This is a genomic window from Pseudomonas sp. GYB4201, from assembly GCF_056312595.1.
Window position 1 is genome coordinate 175,173 of record NZ_JBWGIG010000002.1, and the last position, 15,803, is coordinate 190,975.

16 protein-coding genes are annotated in these 15,803 nt (G+C 65.0%); 7 read left to right on the forward strand and 9 right to left on the reverse strand.

Going from position 1 to position 15,803, the window contains the following annotated elements:
* The first annotated feature begins 40 nt into the window (after positions 1-40).
* The 4 genes from AC0Z2B_RS02950 (at position 41) to AC0Z2B_RS02965 (ending at position 1,878) form a co-directional block, all read left to right on the forward strand.
* Entirely contained in the window at positions 41-445 is a 405-nt protein-coding gene (locus AC0Z2B_RS02950) for an HPF/RaiA family ribosome-associated protein (RefSeq protein WP_476295061.1), read from the forward strand.
* A gap of 263 nt (positions 446-708) precedes the next feature.
* The gene (locus AC0Z2B_RS02955) at positions 709-1,041 is read left to right on the forward strand and encodes a DUF3509 domain-containing protein (RefSeq protein ID WP_476295062.1); all 333 of its coding nucleotides are present in this window, start codon (positions 709-711) and stop codon (positions 1,039-1,041) included.
* Positions 1,042-1,146: 105 nt separating this feature from the next.
* The gene (locus AC0Z2B_RS02960) at positions 1,147-1,476 is read left to right on the forward strand and encodes a YXWGXW repeat-containing protein (RefSeq protein ID WP_476295063.1); all 330 of its coding nucleotides are present in this window, start codon (positions 1,147-1,149) and stop codon (positions 1,474-1,476) included.
* 117 nt (positions 1,477-1,593) lie between these two features.
* On the forward strand, positions 1,594-1,878 hold the full coding sequence (locus AC0Z2B_RS02965; protein WP_476295065.1) for an immunity protein Tsi6 family protein: 285 nt from the start codon (positions 1,594-1,596) through the stop codon (positions 1,876-1,878).
* On the opposite strand, the gene AC0Z2B_RS02970 is transcribed toward AC0Z2B_RS02965, so the two are convergent.
* Positions 1,875-2,363 carry a phosphate-starvation-inducible protein PsiE gene (locus tag AC0Z2B_RS02970; protein ID WP_416422582.1) on the reverse strand — a complete coding sequence of 163 codons (489 nt, stop codon included), beginning with the start codon at positions 2,361-2,363 and terminating at the stop codon, positions 1,875-1,877. The genes AC0Z2B_RS02965 and AC0Z2B_RS02970 overlap by 4 nt on opposite strands.
* A gap of 205 nt (positions 2,364-2,568) precedes the next feature.
* Between AC0Z2B_RS02970 and AC0Z2B_RS02975 the strand changes: the two genes are divergently transcribed.
* Positions 2,569-2,832 (forward strand): YebG family protein, encoded by a 264-nt coding sequence (locus AC0Z2B_RS02975; protein WP_027979086.1) that lies wholly within the window; start codon positions 2,569-2,571, stop codon positions 2,830-2,832.
* A gap of 100 nt (positions 2,833-2,932) precedes the next feature.
* Here the strand turns inward: AC0Z2B_RS02975 and AC0Z2B_RS02980 are convergent, their stop codons facing one another.
* The 4 genes from AC0Z2B_RS02980 to AC0Z2B_RS02995 form a co-directional block, all read right to left on the reverse strand.
* A complete protein-coding gene (locus tag AC0Z2B_RS02980) occupies positions 2,933-4,036 on the reverse strand; it encodes a dihydrolipoamide acetyltransferase family protein (protein WP_416422581.1) in 1,104 nt (367 codons plus the stop codon).
* Between the two features lie 10 nt (positions 4,037-4,046).
* Complete coding sequence (locus tag AC0Z2B_RS02985) at positions 4,047-5,033, reverse strand: alpha-ketoacid dehydrogenase subunit beta (protein WP_476295066.1); 987 nt, start codon at positions 5,031-5,033, stop codon at positions 4,047-4,049.
* Entirely contained in the window at positions 5,026-6,123 is a 1,098-nt protein-coding gene (pdhA, locus tag AC0Z2B_RS02990) for a pyruvate dehydrogenase (acetyl-transferring) E1 component subunit alpha (protein WP_416422579.1), read from the reverse strand. Before pdhA ends, AC0Z2B_RS02985 begins: the two co-directional genes overlap by 8 nt.
* Before the next feature lie 106 nt (positions 6,124-6,229).
* Positions 6,230-7,249 carry a Leu/Phe/Val dehydrogenase gene (locus AC0Z2B_RS02995; RefSeq protein WP_416422578.1) on the reverse strand — a complete coding sequence of 340 codons (1,020 nt, stop codon included), beginning with the start codon at positions 7,247-7,249 and terminating at the stop codon, positions 6,230-6,232.
* A 202-nt stretch (positions 7,250-7,451) separates the two neighbouring features.
* On the opposite strand from AC0Z2B_RS02995, the gene AC0Z2B_RS03000 reads away from it, so the two are divergent.
* Positions 7,452-8,273, forward strand: a complete 822-nt coding sequence (locus AC0Z2B_RS03000; RefSeq protein WP_416422577.1) for a SirB1 family protein — start codon at positions 7,452-7,454, stop codon at positions 8,271-8,273.
* Here AC0Z2B_RS03000 and maiA read toward each other — a convergent pair.
* The 3 genes from maiA to hmgA are packed head-to-tail and all read right to left on the reverse strand — an operon-like array spanning position 8,262 to position 11,498.
* The gene (gene maiA, locus AC0Z2B_RS03005) at positions 8,262-8,897 is read right to left on the reverse strand and encodes a maleylacetoacetate isomerase (RefSeq protein ID WP_476295068.1); all 636 of its coding nucleotides are present in this window, start codon (positions 8,895-8,897) and stop codon (positions 8,262-8,264) included. The two genes, AC0Z2B_RS03000 and maiA, sit on opposite strands and share 12 nt — an antisense overlap.
* A gap of 10 nt (positions 8,898-8,907) precedes the next feature.
* Entirely contained in the window at positions 8,908-10,191 is a 1,284-nt protein-coding gene (gene fahA, locus AC0Z2B_RS03010) for a fumarylacetoacetase (protein WP_473005432.1), read from the reverse strand.
* A complete protein-coding gene (hmgA, locus tag AC0Z2B_RS03015; protein ID WP_476295069.1) occupies positions 10,188-11,498 on the reverse strand; it encodes a homogentisate 1,2-dioxygenase in 1,311 nt (436 codons plus the stop codon). The genes fahA and hmgA overlap by 4 nt, the downstream gene beginning before the upstream one ends.
* A gap of 116 nt (positions 11,499-11,614) precedes the next feature.
* On the opposite strand from hmgA, the gene AC0Z2B_RS03020 reads away from it, so the two are divergent.
* Positions 11,615-12,400, forward strand: a complete 786-nt coding sequence (locus tag AC0Z2B_RS03020; protein WP_476295070.1) for an IclR family transcriptional regulator — start codon at positions 11,615-11,617, stop codon at positions 12,398-12,400.
* Here AC0Z2B_RS03020 and AC0Z2B_RS03025 read toward each other — a convergent pair.
* Positions 12,373-15,651: a dermonecrotic toxin domain-containing protein gene (locus AC0Z2B_RS03025; RefSeq protein WP_476295071.1), complete on the reverse strand. Its 3,279-nt coding sequence runs from the start codon at positions 15,649-15,651 to the stop codon at positions 12,373-12,375. The two genes, AC0Z2B_RS03020 and AC0Z2B_RS03025, sit on opposite strands and share 28 nt — an antisense overlap.
* Positions 15,652-15,803 lie beyond the last annotated feature (152 nt).

Consider the following 15,803-nt stretch of genomic DNA (forward strand, 5'->3'; position numbering starts at 1 on the left):
CGGCGCATCTCTTGCGAGCTAGCTGAATAAGGGATGAACTATGCAAATCCAAGTCAATAGCGACAACCATATTCAAAGCAGCATCCGACTGGAGGAGTGGGTACGCAGTACCGTCGAAAGCACGCTCGACCGCTACGAAGAGGACCTCACCCGCATCGAGGTTCACCTGGCCGATGAGAACGGCGACAAGCCCGGCCCGCACGACAAGCGCTGCCAGATGGAAGCCCGGCCAAAAGGCCACCAACCGATTTCCGTGACCCACAAGGCCACCACGCTGGATCAGGCAGTGGATGGCGCCGCCATCAAGCTCACCCACGCGCTGGAACACCTGTTCGGCAAGCTGCGCAGCAAACGCGCGGTGAATAGCCAGAATGGTGCAGCCAGCCAGGCAGATGCCCTGTTGCAGGAAGAATTCCTCGAGAACGAACAGGTGCTCAACAGCTAGACATTCTCTGTAACGAAAAAGGCGAGCCCAGGTGGCTCGCCTTTTTTTGTACACGCAATTCCCCTGTAGCCGCTGCCGCAGGCTGCGCTGGCACGTATTGCAACGGTTGATCCTGGGTGTGCTCGAGGGCCAGGGCAGCCTTCGGCAGCGGCTACAGGGCGGGGCGGGCATGGCGCTTGCTTGGACCCAATGGTCTGGAGGGTCGAACTAACGCGAAAACCCCCAGTCAATTGATGCACGTCTTACATCTCAGGTGACGCACCATGGAAAACCCCTTTCAAGCGATCAGCGATGCCTTCCAGCCCGAGTACCGGGTCAACCTCAGCATCGAACGCCTAGACGGCAGCATCATGCTGACCCTGTCCAACGAAACCGGGGTAGTGGCCAAGCGAATGATCAGCGCCGCCCAACGCAATGACCCCAAGCGCGTGCAACGCCTGATCGAAAGCATCAAGTTCGGCATCGCCATCGAGCGCGGCCACAGCGCCATGGAGATCCTCGCGGCCATGACCGACGGCGACGCCCTGAACCTGCCTACGCCGGCCGCCAGGCCAGGCCAAAATTTGCGTGTGCCAGCGTTTCGCCCTGTTGCCTGAACCTTGCCTGTCGCGATAACGGGCCCCCGGTAAAGTCGCTGTGCGGGCCGTCGTCGCTGCTGTAGTTTTCCAGCTTGTTACAGAAAACTACAAGAGGTAGACACTATGCTGATGCGAAGCATCGCCCTGCTGGCCATCGTCGCCGCCACCGCTGGCTGCGTCGAGGAGCGCGTGGTCCACGACCGCCGCCCCGTACACCGTGAATACGTCGAAGTGGTAGCGCCCCAGGCGCCACCGGTGCAGGTCATCGAAGAAGAGCCAGGGCCACGACCAGGCTATGTGTGGGCCCGTGGCTACTGGGCCTGGGAAGGCGGCCGCTACGTGCCGGTGCGCGGCCACTGGGAGCCGCTGCGCCCGGGCTACCGCTACGTGCACCCGCACTGGGTGCAGACCCGCGACGGCTGGCACTGGCGCCAGGGTGGCTGGGCGAACTGACCACGGTTGCGGGAACCACCAGCGAGCGACGCCTGGCCGAGAAGCCGGGCCGCCCTTGCAGAAACAGGTGTGCAGCCGCTATAGCCAATCAGAAGATCTGTTCAACCTGGAAACCCCATGACCCCCGTAGATTTCATCGACAAGGCCGTCGCCATCACCCAGGACCGCCACCAGCAGACACCGGGCCTGGGAGTGTATGCGTCTGTGCTCGACCAGCTCGGCTACATCAAGGCTGTGCTGGAGGGCCGCGAACGCGATAAGTCCAAGCTGCACCAGTTGACCCTGGGCAGCATCGCCGTGAAGGAGTTCGAGGAAAGCGACCCCGACCTGTCCCAGGCGTTGGTGGATGCCTTCTATATCGCCTCGCAACTGGGCCAGGGGTTGAAGATCCATCTGCCTTAGGTCTCGCCTTTCTCCTCGGTCAGCGCGCCCTTGACCATCGCATCCGGGTCCGGGACCTTGGCCGAGGGGAAGCGCGAGGAAGCGAAGCGCACCACCAGGATGGCGAACGCCAGCAGCAGGATGGCGCCCGACAGGTAGACCACGCCCAGGTCGGCGGGGCCGTGGTGCGACACGTCGGAGATCAGCAGCCGGGTCAGCGCGGTGATGGCCACGTAGATCAGGAAGCGCACGGGCATGTGGTTGGTCTTGAAGTAGATGCCGACCATGGCCCCCAGCTCCAGGTAGATGAACAGCAGCAGGATGTCATCGACCATGATGTTGCCCTTCTCCACCATGCCCAGGAACGCCACCACGGCCGCCCAGGCGGTGATGGCGCCGATGGCGAACAGCGCCAGGTAGTGGAAGGTCTCGACCAGCAGGTTGCCCAGCGAGCCTGCCAGGTGGTGGACATTCTTGCGCATGGCATCAGCCCAGTTGATTTTCACGATGCGGTTTCCTTGACTCGTGGGGTGCGGATGCTTTCATTGTGCATCAGCAACCGGGCCTTGCGGTGAAGGCATTTTGTCTCACCCTGCGACAATGCTGATTAAATTGCCACTATCCAGCGGCAGCAAAATCCCTTATCCTTTTACTGTATAAACAACCAGTGGTCGAAATCGACAACTTTCGTAAAGGCATGTGAGGTGGTGAATGGCCGTCGAAGTGGTATACCGCAGCAGCCGAGATCTGGAGCGTCTGTTCATGGATAAAGCCGAAGCTGACCGTCATGACAAAATGCTCGAGCTCGCTGAGCTGCTCGCAGAAGTCCTGAAAAAGGCAGTCCCGTCCCTGACCGAGCAACAGGTTGAAGACGCGGGCATCTACATGGCCAAGAACCGCGATGTGTTCGCCAAGGCGTTCAAGAGCCAGCCCGACGCGCTGAACGAATTGATCAGCGGCGAAGGCGCCGAATAATCCCGTAGCAGCTGCCGCAGGCTGCGTCCTGCGCCTCCGCGATTGGCCTGATGGCTCGGCGGGGTCCAGGACGCAGCCTTCGGCAGCTGCTACGGGGGTTTCAGGGTTTTTCCAGTTCTTCCACCAACGCCCGCAGGAACCGCGCGGCCTCTCCGCCCGTCACCGCCCGGTGATCGAAGGTCAGCGACAGCGGCAGTATCGGGTGCACTACGACCTGCCCCTCCACTGCCACCGGCTCTTCGCGAATGCCCCCTGCGCCGATGATCGCCACCTGCGGCGGTACCACCACGGGGTTGGCGTAGCGCCCGAACAGGGTGCCGAAGTTCGACAGCGTAATGGTCGCCCCCATCATCTCCTTCGCCGGAATGGAGCGCGCTTTCACGTCCGCGCGCAGCCGGCTCATGCCCTCCTTCAGGTCCTCGGCGCTGCGGTTGCCGACATCGCGCAGCACCGGCACGAACAGCCCGTCGGGGGTGTCCACGGCAATGCCCAGGTCGAGCTGGGCATGGGTGCGGATGGACAGGCTGCGGCCATCGAACCAGCTGTTGAGCACCGGTTCCACCTTGCAGGCGGCGGCCATGGCCTTGCCCAGGCGAATCAGCGGGTCGCGGGCCTGGCCCCAGCGGTGCAGGTCGGCGTCGCCGAAGATGGTCACCGGCACCACTTCGGCGTGGGACTTGGCCATGTTCAACGCCATGCTGCGGCGCACGCCGCGCAGCTTTTCGCCGCCGAATCGGTCCTGGGCGCCTTGCGCCGCGGCTTCGACGTCGGCGCGGGTGACCAGGCCGTCGCTGCCCGAGCCGCTGAGCGCGGTCAGGTCGACGCCCAGTTGCCGCGCCAGTTGCCGTACCGCCGGGGTGGCCCGGGTGCCCAGGTGCTCACGGGTGGACGGCGCAGCGCCGACGAAGAACTGGTCGGCACTGGCGCCGCCACCGCCTTCCAGGCGGCCGACCACGGTGCCGGCGTCGGCCTCGCCCTCGTAGCCCAGCAGCGGCTCGCCCACGTGCAGGATGTCGCCTTCGCCGCCAAAGGTCTTGGCCACCACGCCGTCATAGGGCGCGGGAATGTCCACCAGCGCCTTGGCGGTCTCCACTGACACCAGCAGCTGGTCGGCCTTGACGCTGTCGCCAGCCTTGACGTGCCATTGCACGATTTCGGCCTCTTGCAGGCCTTCGCCCAGGTCGGGCAGTTTGAAATATTTCATCGCAGCCTCCTCAGGCGAAATTCAGCACGGTGTCGCAGGCGTCCAGAATGTCCGGCACCGCCGGGATGTACAGCTGCTCGAGCTTGTACAGCGGCGGCGGGATGTCCGGGGCGGTGACACGCTGGATGGGCGCCTGCAGGTCGAGCAAGGCGCGTTCGTAGAGGCTGGCGGCGATCTCCGCGCCCACCCCGCAGGAGCGCGGTGCTTCGTGGACGATCACGCAGCGGCCGGTCTTGCGCACCGAGGCTTCCAGGGTGTCCAGGTCCAGCGGCTTGACGCAGGCCACGTCGATGACTTCCGCCGATACGCCGCGCTCGGCCAGGGCAGCGGCGGCCTGCAGGGTTTCATGCACGCTGGCGCCCCAGCTGATCAGCGTCAGGTCGCTGCCTTCGCGCAGGGTGAAACAGCTGTCCAGCGGCAGGCGCTTGCCGTCGTCGGCCAGGGGTTGCGGGTTCATGCGGTACAGGCGCGTGGGCTCCAGGAACAGCACCGGGTCCGGGTCGTCGATGGCCGCCAGCAGCAGGCCGTAGGCGCGCGCCGGCGACGAAGGGATGACCACGCGCAGGCCGGGTATATGGGCGAACAGCGCCTCGGTGCTTTCGCTGTGGTGCTCGGGCGCGCGAATGCCGGCGCCCATGGGCGTGCGCAGCACCATCGGGCAGCTCAGGCGCCCGCGGGTGCGGTTGCGCAGGCGGCTGGCGTGGGACACCAGGTGTTCCATGGTGGCGTAGATGAAGCCCATGAACTGAATCTCGACGATGGGCTTGAGGCCTTGGGCGGCCATGCCGATGACCAGGCCGCCGAGCATGGTTTCCGCCAGCGGCGAATCGATCACGCGCTTGAAGCCGAAGCTTTCGCGCAGGCCCTGGGTGGCGCGGAACACGCCGCCGTTGACGCCCACGTCCTCGCCCAGCACCACCACGTTCTCGTCCTCGGCCATGGCCCGGTGCATGGCCAGGTTCACTGCCTCCAGCAGGCTGATCTTGTCGTTATTCATGGTCGGCCCCTCCCTGGCGGCGTGCCACCCGTTCGAGGAAGTCCGCGCGCTGGTCAGCCAGCACCGCCGGCCACTTGGCGTAGACGTAGTCCATCACCGACTCGGGCGCCTGGGTGCCGGCGGCCTCGAAGTTGGCCACCGACTGTTGCACCAGGCCCTGGCACTCGGCGATCAGCGCCTGTTCGCGGCCCTCGTCCCACACGCCCTGCCCGGCCATGAACGATTGCAGGCGCTTGATCGGCTCTTCCTGCCAGGCCTGCTTGACCTCATCGGCGCTGCGGTAGCGGGTGGCGTCGTCGGCGGTGGTGTGGTCGCCCAGGCGGTAGCTCAGGCATTCCAGCAGCACCGGCCCCTTGCCGTGGCGGGCGCGCTCCAGCGCCACCTGCATGCGGTCGTACACGGCGAGGATGTCGTTGCCGTCCACCTGTTCGCCATGGAAGCCGGCGCCGATGGCCTTCTGTGCCAGGGTCGGCGCGCCGCACTGGATGCGCCGCGGCACCGAGATGGCCCACTGGTTGTTGTTGATCACGAACACCACCGGCAGCTGCCAGGCACCGGCGACGTTGAGCGCTTCGAGGAAGTCGCCCTTGCTGGTGGCGCCGTCGCCGCAGGTGGTGACGGCCACCCGGTGCTCGCCACGAATCTTGAACGCGCTGGCCACGCCGCAGGCGTGCAGGGCCTGGGTGGCGATGGGCACGCACAGCGGGAAGTCCTGGGCCACTGCCGGCTCGGCGTAGTCGCTGCCGCGCTCGTCACCGCCCCAGTACAGCAGGATTTCCTCCATGCGCACGCCGCGCATCAGTTGCACGGCGGTGTCACGGTAGTAAGGGATCAGCACGTCTTCGGCGTGCATCAGGCTGCCGATGGCCACGCCTATGGCCTCCTGGCCCAGGGTAGGCGCGTAGGTGCCGATGCGCCCGGTGCGTTGCAGGGCCACGGCCTTCTGGTCGAACAGGCGCGTCAGCACCATTTGCCGGTACAGGCGGGTCAGCAGGTTGAAATCATCGGCCCAGGCGGGCAAGGCGCCCAGCAGGCGGCCGTCGGGGGATAGGTAACGGGTATAGGGAAGCTTGATCTTGTTGGAGGTCATTGCACAACTCCTGGTCCACACGGGGTACGTGTAGCGGTCAAGACCCGCCGCTTGTGGCCGCAGGTCGTTCAAGGAGCTGGCGCCGGTAAGGCGCCGGCTCGCCAAATCAGGCGTAGATCAGTTTCTCCGCCAGGGCCTCGGCCACCCGCGCCGGTGAGCGCTTCTCGGCCTGGGCATGGGCAAACACTTCGGTGAGGCGCGTGGCGATGCGCGCCAGGTGCGCGGTGATGGTGCCGACCTCCTCGCCCTGGTGCTTGAGCGCCACGTAGATCAAGCCGCCGGAATTGATCACGTAGTCGGGGGCATAGAGGATGCCGCGCTTTTCCAACTGGTCGGCGGCCTGCAGGCTGGTGAGCTGGTTGTTGGCAGCGCCAGCCACCGCGGCGCAGCGCAGTTGCGAGACGCTTTGGCCGTTGAGGATGGAGCCCAGGCCACAGGGCGAGAAAATATCGCAGGGGGTGCTGAGCAGCGCCTCCGCCGCCACGGGGTGGGCGTTCAATTGCTCCATGGCCAGTTGCACCTTGCCGGCGTCCAGGTCGCTGACCAGTAGCTCGGCGCCGGCCGCATGCAGCTGTTCAGCCACCGCGTAGCCGACGTTGCCCAGGCCCTGCACGGCAATGCGCAGGCCTTCCAGGTTATCGGTGCCCAGGCGCGCCATGGCGGTGGCGCGAATCCCGGCGAACACGCCCATGGCGGCGTGCGGCGCGGGGTCGCCGGCGGCGGTGGTGCTGGTGACGTGGCGGGTGTGCTGGGCCACGCAGTCCATGTCGGCGGTGGAGGTGCCGCTGTCGATGGCGGTGATGAAGCGCCCGTCCAGGGTCTCGATGAAGCGGCCGAACGCCTCGAACAGGCCGGCGCGGTTTTCCACGTGGGGGCTGCGGATGATCACCGCCTTGCCGCCCCCAAACGGCAGGCCGGCCAGCGCGGCCTTGAAGCTCATGCCCTGGGCCAGACGAATGGCATCGACCATGGCGCTTTCGTCATCGGGGTAGGCAAGGTAACGGCAGCCGCCAATCGCGGGGCCCGCGCGGCAGTCGTGAATGGCAACCACGGCGCGCAGGCCCGTGGCCGGATCGACGGCCAGGTGCAGCGCGTGGGTGCGGGTGCTTTGCATGAGAGCGAACATCGAACGGCTCCCGATCTTGTTGTGTTAACCAGTGTAGCTGCTGCCCGCCACCCCGTAGCAGCTGCCGCCAGGCTGCGTCAGGCCTCGCTGCGGTGTTGGTGGAAAAACGCGGCGCCTGGGGACGCGGCCTGCGGCCGCTGCTACGGGGTTGGCGTGCATGGGCGTACTGGACGAAAGCGCGCCGCAGGGCTACAAGTGGAAGATGAAACCTGTTCTCGACGCCGCCCGCCAGGCTTGCCTGGAGTGCCTTGCGCAAAGCCCGCCCGCGACCTTCGAGGCCGCGTTGTGGCTGGCTGCCGAACATGATCCGGGGTTCGACCCCCGGCAGTGCGACGAAGCGCTGCGCGAGCTGCAACTGCAGATCAGCATCGGCCTGCCCATGCTGCCGGTCGCCGAGCTGGCCCAGCCGTTGTTGCGGCGGCTCAATGCCCTGGGCTTCGTGCAGGACGACTTCCACCCGCTACGCCCCCAGGCCGCGCTGCTGAATAAGGTGCTGGAGCGCAAGCGCGGCCAGCCGTTGGCCCTGGCGCTGCTGGCCCTGGAAATGGCCCGGCGCCTGGACATCCCACTGATGGGGGTGAATTTTCCCGGGCACTTCCTGCTGCGGGTGCCTGGCGCCGATCACCAGCTGGACCCCTGCGGTGGCCGCCGCCTGTACCCAGCCGACACCCGTGAACTGCTGGGCCGCCAGTTCGGCCCGCAGGTGCCGCTGGTGGCCGAGCACCTGGCCCAGGCCGACCCGCGGCAGATGCTGCAACGCCTGTCACGCAACCTGCGGCAGCTGCACAGCACCCATGACGACTACGTCGCCGCCCTCAAGGACGCCGAGCGGGTGCTGGTGTTGGGTTCGCCTACCGCCGCCGACTACATTGCCCGCGCCGGCATCTACCAGCACCTGGACTGCCCCCGCGGCGAGCGCTTCGACCTGGAGTACGCGTTGCTGCTCAGCGAAGACCCGATCCAGCGCCTGCGCCTGACCGCCCGCCTGGGCGAACTGCCGCCGGCGCCTTCGTCACTGCACTGACGGCGCGTCGGCCTGGGCCGCCGGGTGCGCCTGGGCGAACGCCGGGTGCCCGGCCGCCAGCGCCGCCACCCGCTGGATACGCGGCCACTCTGTCAACGCCACGCCGAACCGCTCGGCCGCGTACAGCTGGGGAATCAGGTAGACGTCCGCCAGGCCTGGCTGCGGCCCCAGGCACCAGCCACTGTCATCGAGCAACTGCTCCACCGCCGCCAGGCCATCGCTGATCCAGGCGCGAATCCAGTCCTGTACCTGCGCCTCATCCTGCCCCAGCCCCCGCAGGCGGTTGAGCACGCTGACGTTGTGCAGCGGGTGCACGTCGCAGCCGATCAGCGCCGCGATGCCACGCGCACGGGCCCGCGCCAGCGAATCGCCCGGCAGCAGCGGCACCTGGGGATAGCGCTCCTCCAGGTACTCGATGATCGCCCCGGACTGGATCAGCACCTGCCCGCCCTCGACCCGCAGCGCCGGCACCCGGCCCTGTGGGTCGACGGCCAGGTAAGCGGGCGCACGCTGTTCGCCGGCCAACAGGTTGACCGGCAGCGACTCATACGCTAGCCCCTTGAGTGCCAGGGCGATCCGCACCCGGTACGAGGAGGTCGAGCGGTAGTAGGTATACAGCTGCATGGCCCAGCCCTCACGCCGCCGCGATGATGCGCCCGCGGCACTCGCCGAAGCCGATGGACACCTGCCCCGGCGCCACGCAACGCGCGCGCAGGATCACCTCATCGCCATCCTCCAGGAAGCGCCGGCTTTCCCCCGACGCCAGGGCCAGCGCCTCCTTGCCGCCGTGGGTGATCTCCAGCAGGCTGCCGTGCTGCCCCGGCTGCGCGCCCGAGAGCGTGCCGGAACCGAACAGGTCGCCGGGCTGCAACTGGCAGCCGTTGACGCTGTGATGGGTGACCAGCTGGGCCACGGTCCAGTACATGCTGCGGGTGTTGCTCAGGGCGATGCGTTCGGCGGGCAGGCCCTGCTCGCGCATGCGCTCGGTGAGCAGCAGCACTTCCAGCTCGATGTCCAGCGCGCCACTTTTCTGGTCGCGTGCGTCCCACAGGTATGGCAGCGGCTGTGGGTCGCCCTCGGGGCGCGGCGCCTGGGCGCAACGGAAGGGTTCCAGGGCCTCGGCCGTCACCACCCAAGGCGACAGGCTGGTGATGAAGCTCTTGGACAGGAACGGCCCCAGTGGCTGGTATTCCCAGGCCTGGATGTCGCGAGCCGACCAGTCGTTGAGCAGGCAGTAGCCGGCCACGTGCTCGTCGGCACGGTCGATGGCGATGCCCTCGCCCATGGCGTTGCCCGGGCCGATCCAGATGCCCAGCTCCAGCTCGAAGTCCAGCCGCGCGCAGGGGCCGAAATTGGGTTCCTTGTGCCCGGCCGGCATGGTCTGGCCTTTCGGCCGCCGCACCGGCGTGCCCGAGGGCCGCAGGGTGGAGGCGCGGCCGTGGTAGCCGATGGGCACGTACTTGTAGTTGGGCAGCAACGGGTTGTCGGGGCGGAACAGCTTGCCGACGTTCTTCGCGTGCTCGATGCCCACGTAGAAGTCGGTGTAGTCCCCGACCCGGGCCGGCAGGTGCAGCTCGCAGTCGCTGGCCAGGTGCAGGCAGTCGCGCACCACGCCGACATTATCACTGCCCTGGGCCAGCAGCTGGGTCAGGCGCTCGCGCAGCACTACCCGCGCCTGGCGGCCAAGGGCGAAGAAGCCGTTGAGCTGGCCGCCTTCGCAGGCCAGCGCCGCCGTGGCGGCCTCGCCCTGCAGCAGGCCGGTGGCCAGCAGCGCCTCAAGGTCCAGGATCGAATCACCAATCGCCACTCCGGCACGCGGGCGCCCGCCCTGGGGGCTGAACACGCCCAGGGGCAGGTTCTGCAGGGGGAAATCGGCGTGGTCGTTGGCGCTGGCCAGCCAGCTGTGGTGCGGGTTCATGCGTCTCTCCGGTTCGGGTTGAAGGTGCTGGGCAAGTTCGCCCAGCAGGCGTCATAGCGCGGCTGCGATTGCTCGCAGGCCAGCGCGTGGCGGCTGGGGCGCAGCACCTGGCTGGTCTCGAACATGAACGCCATGGTCTGTTCGATGCGCACCGGCGCCAGGTCGGCGGCCACCGCCCTGGCGCAGGTCTCGGCGTCCGGGCCGTGGGCGCTCATGCAGCTGTGCAGCGAAGCGCCGCCGGGCACGAAGCCCTCGGCCTTGGCGTCGTAGGCGCCCTGGATCAGGCCCATGTACTCGTTCATCAGGTTGCGGTGGAACCACGGCGGCCTGAACGTGTTGTCCGCCACCATCCAGCGCGGCGGGAAAATAACGAAGTCCATGTTGGCCATGCCGTGCACGCTGCTGGGCGAGGTCAATACGGTAAAGATAGACGGGTCCGGGTGGTCGTAGCTGACCGTGCCCAGGGTGTTGAACAGCCGCAGGTCGTATTTGTACGGCACGTTGTTGCCGTGCCAGGCCACCACGTCCAGGGGCGAGTGCTGCAGCTCGCAGCCCCACAGGCGGCCGAGGAATTTCTGCACCAGGGCCACCGGGGCGCTGCTGTCCTGGTAATGCGCCACTGGCGCCAGGAAGTCACGCGGGTTGGCCAGGCCGTTGCTGCCGATGGGCCCCAGGTCGGGCAGGCGCAGCGGCGCGCCATGGTTTTCTGCCAGGTAGCCACGGGCCTGGCCGTCGGGTAGCGCCACGCTGAACTTCATTCCACGGGGAATCACGGCGATTTCCAGCGGCTCGATGTCCAGCACCCCCAACTCGGTCAACAGCCGCAACCGACCCTGCTCGGGCACCAGCAGCAGCTCGCCGTCGGCGTTGTAGAACACGCGGGTCATGTCGCGGTTGGCCGCGTAGTGGTACAGGCTGGTGCCGCTGGGCGCGTCCGCCGGGGCGTTGGCGGCCATGGCCACCCAACCATCGAGGAAGTCCGTGGGCGCGGTGGGCATGGGCAGCGGGTCCCAGCGCAAGCGGTTGGGCGTGGGCTCGGCCAGCGGCCCGCCCTGCAGTTGGCGCGCCAGCGGTTCGAAACGTGGGTGCAGCGCCGAGGGGCGGATGCGGTACAGCCAGGTGCGCCGGGCTTCGCTGCGGGGGACGGTGAAGGCGGTGCCGGAGAACTGCTCGGCGTACAGGCCGTAGGGGGCCTTTTGCGGGGAGTTGCGGCCGGCCGGCAAGGCGCCGGGCAGGGCCTCGCTGCTGAACTCGTTGCCGAAACCGCTCTGGTAGCGGGGCGCGGCAGTGCCAGGATCAAGGTCCATGAAACCTCCGGGGGCAATTGTTATTTTTATCGTAATCCGATTACGAATAACGTAATTTGATTGCCCGGGAGCGTCAAGTTATAAAGACGCCCACTTGCCCACGGACCGCCCCGACCATGCCCACGCCCACCCCGCCCGCCACCGAGAGCAACAACAAGCAGAAAGTCCGTTCGGCCGAAGTGGGCACTGACATTCTCAAGGCCCTGGCCGAACTGTCGCCTTCCACTTCCCTGTCGCGCCTGGCCGAACACGTGCAGATGCCTGCCAGCAAAGTGCACCGCTATCTGCAGGCGCTGATCGCCAGTGGCTTCGCCGAGCAGAACCCTGCCACCAACCATTACGGCCTGGGCCGCGAAGCGCTGCGGGTGGGGTTGGCCGCGCTGGGCAGCCTGGACGTGCTAAAGCTGGCGGCGCTGCCGTTGTCGGAGCTGCGCGACGAACTGAACCAGACCTGTTTCCTGGCGGTGTGGGGCAACCGTGGCGCCACCGTGGTGCAGGTGGAAGCGGCGGTGCGTGCGGTGACGGTGGTGACGCAGGTGGGTTCGGTGCTGCCGCTGCTCGGCTCATCCACGGGGCTGGTGTTCGGCGCGTACCTGCCAGAGCGCGAGACGCTGGACCTGATGCAGGCCGAAGGCAAGGCCAGCAGTGAGCTGCAAGCCACCTTCGCGGCAATTCGCGAAAATGGCCTGCACCATGTGCATGGCTTGCTGCTGCCGGGCGTGGACGCGTTGTCAGCACCGGTGTTCGACGCCCTGGGCCGCATCAGCGCGGTGCTGACAGTGGTCGGCCCTACGTCCATGTTCCATGCCGATGAACACGGCCCGGCGGCGCAGCGGCTGCTGGCTGCCAGCCACGCCGTGAGTTGGCGGCTGGGTTATGCTGGCGGCCGAAGCCAGGCTTGAGTCGGCGCCTCGCCTTTTTTCGGGATGGTGATCGAGCGCAGGTAGGTGTCCAGCTCATCGGTCAGGCGGTCGGAGAATTTGGAAATCATCTTCTCGGCCAGATCCGGTGGTGGGCCCTTGAACAGGGCTTCCAGGAATTTCTCCCGAGGCTTGCCGGAAACGCCCGCCAGTGAAGCCACGCCCAAGGCGGCATCCAGTAAGTGCCAGGCTGCCTGGGCACGGTCGGCAGTGCGATAGGCCTCTGCCACCTGATACAGGCTCATGAGCACCTTCGCCACCCCCAGCGCCATGCGCGCTGGCGGGAAAGGCAGGGTTACCACGCCCAATACCTGCAGGGTGCGGGTGACAATCATTGCCGAGAAGCGCTCGAGCTTGCTGGTGGTGCTGGCGTCAACGTCGGTCAGGATGCCGCGAATCATCGCGTCATGCTCGCGTGGGAAACTGCGCACCATTTCGTAGGCGCCTACCCGCTCATCCTCCCGCGTGAAGGCACTGGAGTACCCGGCCGCCTCCAGTTTTTGCAGAAAACGATCAAAACGCGGCAGATGCTTGAATGGCACGCGTTCCCGCAGATAAGTGCCCAGGCCGTTGTGCTCGATAGCGTTGGCAATGTCATCCACCGGCCTGAACCAGATACCGTCCGGCGAATGGGGCGTATACACGACGTCCACATGATTACCGTTGATTACGTCGCGAAACAGATAAACGCCGCGAACTTTCTCTCCCTTGATCTTCAGGTGGTAAATACCCGGGTTGTTGGTATGGTAAGGAATGTTACCCATTTCTTCCGCCAGGTTGATCGCTCCCTGGCCCGGCAGGACCATCGACTGCGGGTGTATGCCTTCGCGCGCTTGCGGGTCCAGGGCCAGCTGCATGCGGGCACGATCAAGCTCCAACTGGCTTAGTCTCAGGAACACCTTGTTGCGAAAATCCCGCCTTGGTGCCTTTGCGCTCAGCAGTGTCGATTCAAGCAATTTCTCGTAATCGTTAGGCGCATCATTTTTCCTCAGGAAGCGCGCCATCAGGTCAGAGACAATTTCCCGTTCATTCGACGGCGCCTCAACATGCGCCCTGACCTGCAGCGTGCTGACGTCTGTTCCTCTCTCCACGCCATTCATGGCTATCCACACCAGGCTACGCCATTGCCCAGCCAGCTTGAGTTCAAATTTGCTCACGTCCCAACGTTGCGGATCACCTATGCGCGAAGGGTCGGTATCGAAGGCGTGCTGCAGGCGTTCGCGGGCAAACTCGCCAAAGGTAGGGATTGGGGTAATCTCATGGTACATCTGCGTCAGCAACGAGATCTCGCAGTCCAGACGCAGCATCTTGCGCCTGGCTGCCAGGCCGGCTTCGACGTACCATCTGGGGGTCAGCACCTTCGTCTCGTCAAGAATGCGCAAGACTTGCCGGCCGACCATGCTTGCGAGCAAGTCGTGCCACCGGGCATGCCTTGAATGGGCGAGCTGCACGCAAGTGCGAGTGATCAGGTGGGGGGTAGCTGCCATCATCTCCAGATGCGGCACCAGGCCCGCACGGGCCATGAAGGGCACCTGGCCCAACAGGTAACTGCGCCCCTCAAGGGTGCCTGTCCACCCGACAATGGTGTCCAGTACCTGCTGCTGAGTGCGATGTTTAAGCCAATCCTGACCAGCAGGCGAATTGGGTGCGTACAGCAAAAAGACGGTTTCGCCTTGCTCCGGGACACTGAGCACCAGCGCATCGGCCAGTTGAAACCCGCCATTGGCCAGTGTCACGGAGTAGGTCGCCACTGGAAACTTGTGCAGCGCCACGTAGGGTTCGCGGAGGCCTTCGAGCAACTCGAAAGTCTGGGCACTGAAGACTCCCTGCATTTTTGCCGCCACCAGGCTACTGGCGATACGAGCATCTTGCAGGTCCACAAGCGCATTGTTTACCGGCCCACTGGAATAGCACGCCAACAGCTCTTGTGGATAGGCTACACGCAGATCCTTGCCCTGCACCAACGATCTCACCACTGCTTCCGTCAACCCTGCAGCCTGATCTGCATCGGTCAACCGGATGGTTGTCTTGCTGTCGTCGTGACCGTAAAGATCACTGGCCTCCAACGCCGTCAAAGCCTTCTTCCGCTTATGGTCGTGCTGACTCCCGTCAACAATAAAAGTATCGACAAGACTCACTTCTACCCGCGCCGGGTCTAGAGCGATGCCCCGCCGTGCCAGCTCGTCGGTGAGGTAGGCATGGGCAAAACTCAGCTGACTGGACAGAGGTGCTACCGCCTCATCGACGCGCTGCAGGCAAGCCGCCTGCTGTTTACCACGGTTGGCGAACAGGCTGATGTCGTCTTCAATCGCCGAACGCAACCATTCAGGGGTTTGCGCACGACGAACCTTCGCCAACAACACTTCCATACGATGCGATTGGGCAACATCCAGCCCACCCAAGCTGCGGACATGCTCAATACGCCCTTGCCGCGCGACAGGATCGCTGATTTGCGACAACTCCCGGTTCAGCCCGTACAGCTGCATATCCTGGTCTATCCTCCGCAATTTCACCCTGCCAGTAAACAACCCGCCCTCCAGGGTCGACAACGATAATTGCAGCCCCTCCGTTGTGCGCAATTGGACTTCAACCCTTGTTTGCTCTGAATGCCGCAGCATGGCCAGAATCGCTTGCCGCTGATCAGGCTCAAGAAACAAGCTGGACAAGTGCTTTAACAAGCTGGACAAGTGCTTTAACAAGCTGCGCTCATCGGGAAACTTCGCCACTTGCCCGCCGTGGGGCAGCAGCCAAACCGCATGCCCGGCATTGCCAGCACCTGCAGGGTCAACCAGTACATCGAAAGGCAAGTAAATAACGTATTTGTTAACGGTCGTTGTAACTCGACGGGCAATACCGGCACCGGTATCTTCAAGCATCTTGGTGAGATTGGCGGCCTGTTCCCAGGTGATGCTCCTGGTTGCTTTCAACCACTGAGCCTCGGCCAACACACCTTCTCGAAATAACTGCGCCAGCACCTCATGGGCACTGCCGAGGTGATCGCCACCCGTCGCGGGCGCTGGCTCATCCCAGAATTTTTTCAGTGCACGCTTATACCGTTCGAGCAATGGCCCGCCGATAGTTTCATTCCATTGCGCCCCTTGCAGCATGTCGCTCGAAGCCCCCTCAACAAACTCGTCCAGTGCGGGAATGTTGGCGAGCAATGTATTGATGGCGGCGAAATTTTGGATCATATCCAACGGCGCGTTCGCTGTTATGGCAGATGAGTCCTTCATGGTGTTACTCCTTGTTTTCAGAGAAAGTCCGCCCTAACCCGAGTATCAGGTGAGGCGCGGAACAGCCCTATAAAACAAGTTAAACGGCGACGTCGTGATATATATAATTATCAGGACAAACGAACAACCCTACGCTTGAAATCAAACGTAGG